General features: G+C 74.0%; 6 protein-coding genes and 1 pseudogene. 3 read left to right on the top strand and 4 right to left on the bottom strand.

Annotated features, from left to right (window positions below; all coding sequences use genetic code 11):
- Positions 1-442: hypothetical protein (locus AC2W7G_RS11915; RefSeq protein WP_485868631.1), on the top strand; the 442-nt coding region annotated here is incomplete at its 5' end.
- Here the strand turns inward: AC2W7G_RS11915 and AC2W7G_RS11920 are convergent.
- Both AC2W7G_RS11920 and AC2W7G_RS11925 read right to left on the bottom strand, forming a co-directional pair.
- Positions 439-858 carry a cupin domain-containing protein gene (locus AC2W7G_RS11920; protein ID WP_485868632.1) on the bottom strand — a complete coding sequence of 140 codons (420 nt, stop codon included), beginning with the start codon at positions 856-858 and terminating at the stop codon, positions 439-441. The two genes, AC2W7G_RS11915 and AC2W7G_RS11920, sit on opposite strands and share 4 nt — an antisense overlap.
- Before the next feature lie 76 nt (positions 859-934).
- The gene (locus AC2W7G_RS11925) at positions 935-1,690 is read right to left on the bottom strand and encodes a phosphotransferase (protein WP_485868633.1); all 756 of its coding nucleotides are present in this window, start codon (positions 1,688-1,690) and stop codon (positions 935-937) included.
- A gap of 180 nt (positions 1,691-1,870) precedes the next feature.
- On the opposite strand from AC2W7G_RS11925, the gene AC2W7G_RS11930 reads away from it, so the two are divergent.
- Complete coding sequence (locus tag AC2W7G_RS11930) at positions 1,871-2,071, top strand: GlsB/YeaQ/YmgE family stress response membrane protein (RefSeq protein ID WP_485868634.1); 201 nt, start codon at positions 1,871-1,873, stop codon at positions 2,069-2,071.
- On the opposite strand, the gene AC2W7G_RS11935 is transcribed toward AC2W7G_RS11930, so the two are convergent.
- The gene (locus tag AC2W7G_RS11935) at positions 2,035-2,538 is read right to left on the bottom strand and encodes a DNA glycosylase AlkZ-like family protein (protein WP_485868635.1); all 504 of its coding nucleotides are present in this window, start codon (positions 2,536-2,538) and stop codon (positions 2,035-2,037) included. The two genes, AC2W7G_RS11930 and AC2W7G_RS11935, sit on opposite strands and share 37 nt — an antisense overlap.
- Positions 2,522-3,232, bottom strand: a complete 711-nt coding sequence (locus AC2W7G_RS11940; RefSeq protein WP_485868636.1) for a DNA glycosylase AlkZ-like family protein — start codon at positions 3,230-3,232, stop codon at positions 2,522-2,524. The genes AC2W7G_RS11935 and AC2W7G_RS11940 overlap by 17 nt, the downstream gene beginning before the upstream one ends.
- Before the next feature lie 49 nt (positions 3,233-3,281).
- Here AC2W7G_RS11940 and AC2W7G_RS11945 point away from each other — a divergent pair.
- Positions 3,282-3,530, top strand: a pseudogene (locus AC2W7G_RS11945) (hypothetical protein); the annotation flags it as partial.

A 3,530-nucleotide genomic window follows, 5' to 3' on the forward strand; every position in this document is an offset into this window, starting at 1 on the left:
GCAGCAGCACCACTTCCCGACCAAGGCCGCGCTAGTGGACGCGGCGATCAACCGCGCCGCCGAGCGCCTGCTCGACCAGGTGGCGGTCCGGCTCGCCGACGGCACCGAGCGCGACCGGGCGCGACGGCTGCTGGAGCACCTGTGGGACGCCTATCACCTGCCGGTCTTCGCCGTGGTCGCCGAGCTGGTGAGCCTGGGCCGCACCGACCCGGACACCGCGGCCAAGACCGCCGCGACGCTCACCGCGGTCACCGACCGTGTCGTCGCCACCGCGACGGAGGCGCTGCCGACGTTCGCGCAGCGTCCGGGCTTCCGCCCGGCGGTGCTGCTGGCGATCGCGGCGATCCGCGACACCGCCGCGGTCGACCGGGTGCCGGGCACGAGCGCCGCGCTGCCCAGGCTGGACGACGTCGTGGACGCCTTCCTGCGCGCCGTCGACTAGTCGAGCAGCGTGAAGTCGGCGAAGTCGAAGCCGGGCGAGACCACGCAGCTGACCAGCGCGTCCTCCTCGCGGGGCACGGTGCGCTGCCACGTACCGGCCGGCACGAGCACCTGCGTCGCGTGACCGACCTCGACGTCGAGGCCGACGGTGTGCTGGCTCTCGACCTCCGGCTCGTCGCCGGACCCGCCGAGCTCGAGCACGACGACACCCTGCTGGGCGATCCAGATCTCGTCCGAGGCGACCTTGTGCCAGCCGGACGCGTCGCCGGCGGGCAGCAGGAAGTGGATGAGCGTGGCGGTCGGCCGCACGCGCCCGTCAGGCAGCTCGACGTCCACCCCGGACGCCCAGCTCTGCCGGTACCAGCCGCCCTCGGGGTGCCGCACGAGTCCCAGCGCGTCGATGAGCGGGTGCTTCACGGGCGGACCTCCGAGAAGGACGCAGGACACGGACGTCCGCCCGTGAGGGTCGTGATGGTTCGCTCGCTCCGCTCGTTCACAGGTGCTCCTCGATCGCCGGGCGACGGGCCACGAAGGACTCGACGCGGTCGCGGGTGCGCTGGGGCTCGCCGCGCAGGCGGGCCAGGTTGAGCATGCCCTCGTCGCCGCGGGCGACGCCGGCCTCGATGCGGTCGGCCGCCGTGCGCATGCGCCGCTCGACGGCGTCCAGCACGGTCATCGGTCCCCACTCGCCGTAGGCGTCGACGAGCAGGTTGACCCGCTCGGCCGCCAGGGCGGGGTCGATCTCGCGGTAGAGCGGGATCGCGGTCCAGGCCAGGAAGGCCAGGTCGTCGAGCGGCTGCCCGGGTCCGGCCAGGTCCCAGTCGATCATCGCGACGAAGTGACCGGACTGGATGATCCAGTTGTAGGCGCCCGGGTCGTTGTGGCAGATGATCTGGCCCGGCTCGAGCTCGACCTCGCCGCTCTGGCGCCAGGTGCGCGCGCCGTCGGGGCGGAAGCCCTCGACGATGTCGTGGAAGTCGCGCAGCCAGGCCACGGCCTCCTCCAGGACGTTCGGCAGCACGACCTCGTCGTCGACCGGCACCCCGCGTCCCTCGACGTAGGTCAGCACCTCGCGGCCCTGCTCGTCCGTGCCGTGGACATCGGGGATGCCGCGCAACCCCTCCTCGTGCAGGTAGCCGAGCAGCTCGTGCACGGCAGGCGTCCACGGACCGGTGGGACGGCGGACGGTGCGCCCGACCCGTGTGGCTCCCCCGGTGGCTCCCCCGACCAGCTCTTCCTCGTCAGCCATGGCCCCGATCGTGGCACAGCCCCGCCCCGCGCTCGAAAGGCGGACCCGCTCGCACTCCCCTACGGTGACGGGCGAGACACCGCCACCGCCGGCCGTCCGGCCGGCTGAGAAGGAGAATCACGTGGGCATCATCGGCTTCATCATCGTCGGCCTCATCGCGGGCTTCCTGGCGCGCGCATCGTGCCCGGCAAGGACAGCATGGGCATCATCGCGACGATCATCCTGGGCATGGTCGGCTCGTTCGTGGGCGGACTGCTCGGCAGCCTGATCAGCGGCGACGGCATCGACTTCTCCGCGGCCGGCATCATCGGCTCGATCATCGGCGCCATCATCGTGCTCATCGCCTACAACGCGATCACGGGCCGCAAGAAGCACGCCTGACGCAAGGCTCGACGGGGCCTGGGGAGGACGCCTCCCCGGGCCCCGTCGCGTCTCAGGACGCCGCGCCGACGGCGACGTCGCCGACCGTGACGTCGAGCCCGAGCCCCAGGGCCCTGGCCGCGTCGGCGAGCGCGTCGTCGGGCAGGACGGTCTCGCCCCGGCAGCATCGCGACCTCGAGGCGCACGGCACGTCCGCCGCCGACCAGCCGCCAGGTCGCGACCATGCGGCCGCCGGCGAGCACGGTCGGGGCGTACAGCCCGTTGGCCCGGCCCCAGACCGCCTCCAGCTGCTCCGCGCGCAGGAAGCGCGTGCGTCCGGGCCCGGCGTAGCCGACCACGAGCGCGTCGAACTCGGGCAGCAGCCGGACGTCGTCGGGAGCGTCGCCCCCGGGCGGCTCGGCGAGGTCCAGGTACGGCTCGTCGCCCGGCCCGTCCAGCAGCACCAGCACGTCACCGAGCCGCTGCACCGCGGCGTCGACCCGGCGCAGACCGTCGCCGAGGAAGAACGCGAGGTCGCGCCGCGTGACCGGCCCCGCACGTGCGGACGTGGCGCAGCAACCAACCGGTCGAGCGCGGCGTCGCGTCCGGCAGCGCGGCGCCCAGCAGCTCGGACGCCGTTCGGTGGAAGGCGTCGGTGCGCTTCTCCCAGCGGTCGTCGCGGGGCCGGCGGACGAGCCCCGGGTGGCCCCACACGAGGTTGCGCACGTGGGTGGTGTCGACCACCGGACGTCCCTCGGCGGCCTCGACGAACGAGAACACGGCCTCGACGACCTCGTCGCGCGGCACGAACCGGCCGGCGCAGACGCGCTCGACCTCGGCGGTGACGTCGTCGACGGTCAGCCGGCTCAGGCCGAGCTCGCGGCGCAGGTCGTTCTCGCGGGTGCGGCGGGCCACGGCGTCCAGGTCGGGCCACTGCGCCGCCGTGGCCGTGTGCACGGTGCCGCGCAGGCACGTGCCCTTCACCAGGGCGTGCGACTCCAGCAGTCCGTTCACCTCGGCGTAGGACGTGCCGGGCCGGCGCGAGGACGCCAGCACGAACGGGCTGCGCGGCACCTGCGACTGCACCGGCCCGAGCCGCTCGAACAGCTCGAGCACGTCGTCGGCGGCCGGGAGCTGACGCGCCAGGGTGCGCCGGCGCAGCTCGTCCTCGCTCAACCTCATCCTCGAAGGCTAGGCGCTGGCGCCGACACCGGTCCGTACGCTGACGCCCATGCCGTCCCTGCCCCTCGCCGACCGCACCCTCTCGATCGAGCGCGCCCGCCGTGACGACGTGCCCGCCGTCGTCGCCCTCCTGACCGACGACGTGCTCGGCCGTGAGCGCGAGCAGGCCGGGCTCGAGCCGTACCTCGCCGCGTTCGACGCCGTCGACGCCGACCCCGCCCCACTACCTGGCCTGGTCCGCGACGGCGAGGTGGTGGCCGGCAGCGATGCAGCTGACCCTGCTGCCCGGCTGTCTCGC

Source organism: Aeromicrobium sp. PFPM2_SD2 (assembly GCF_057364525.1).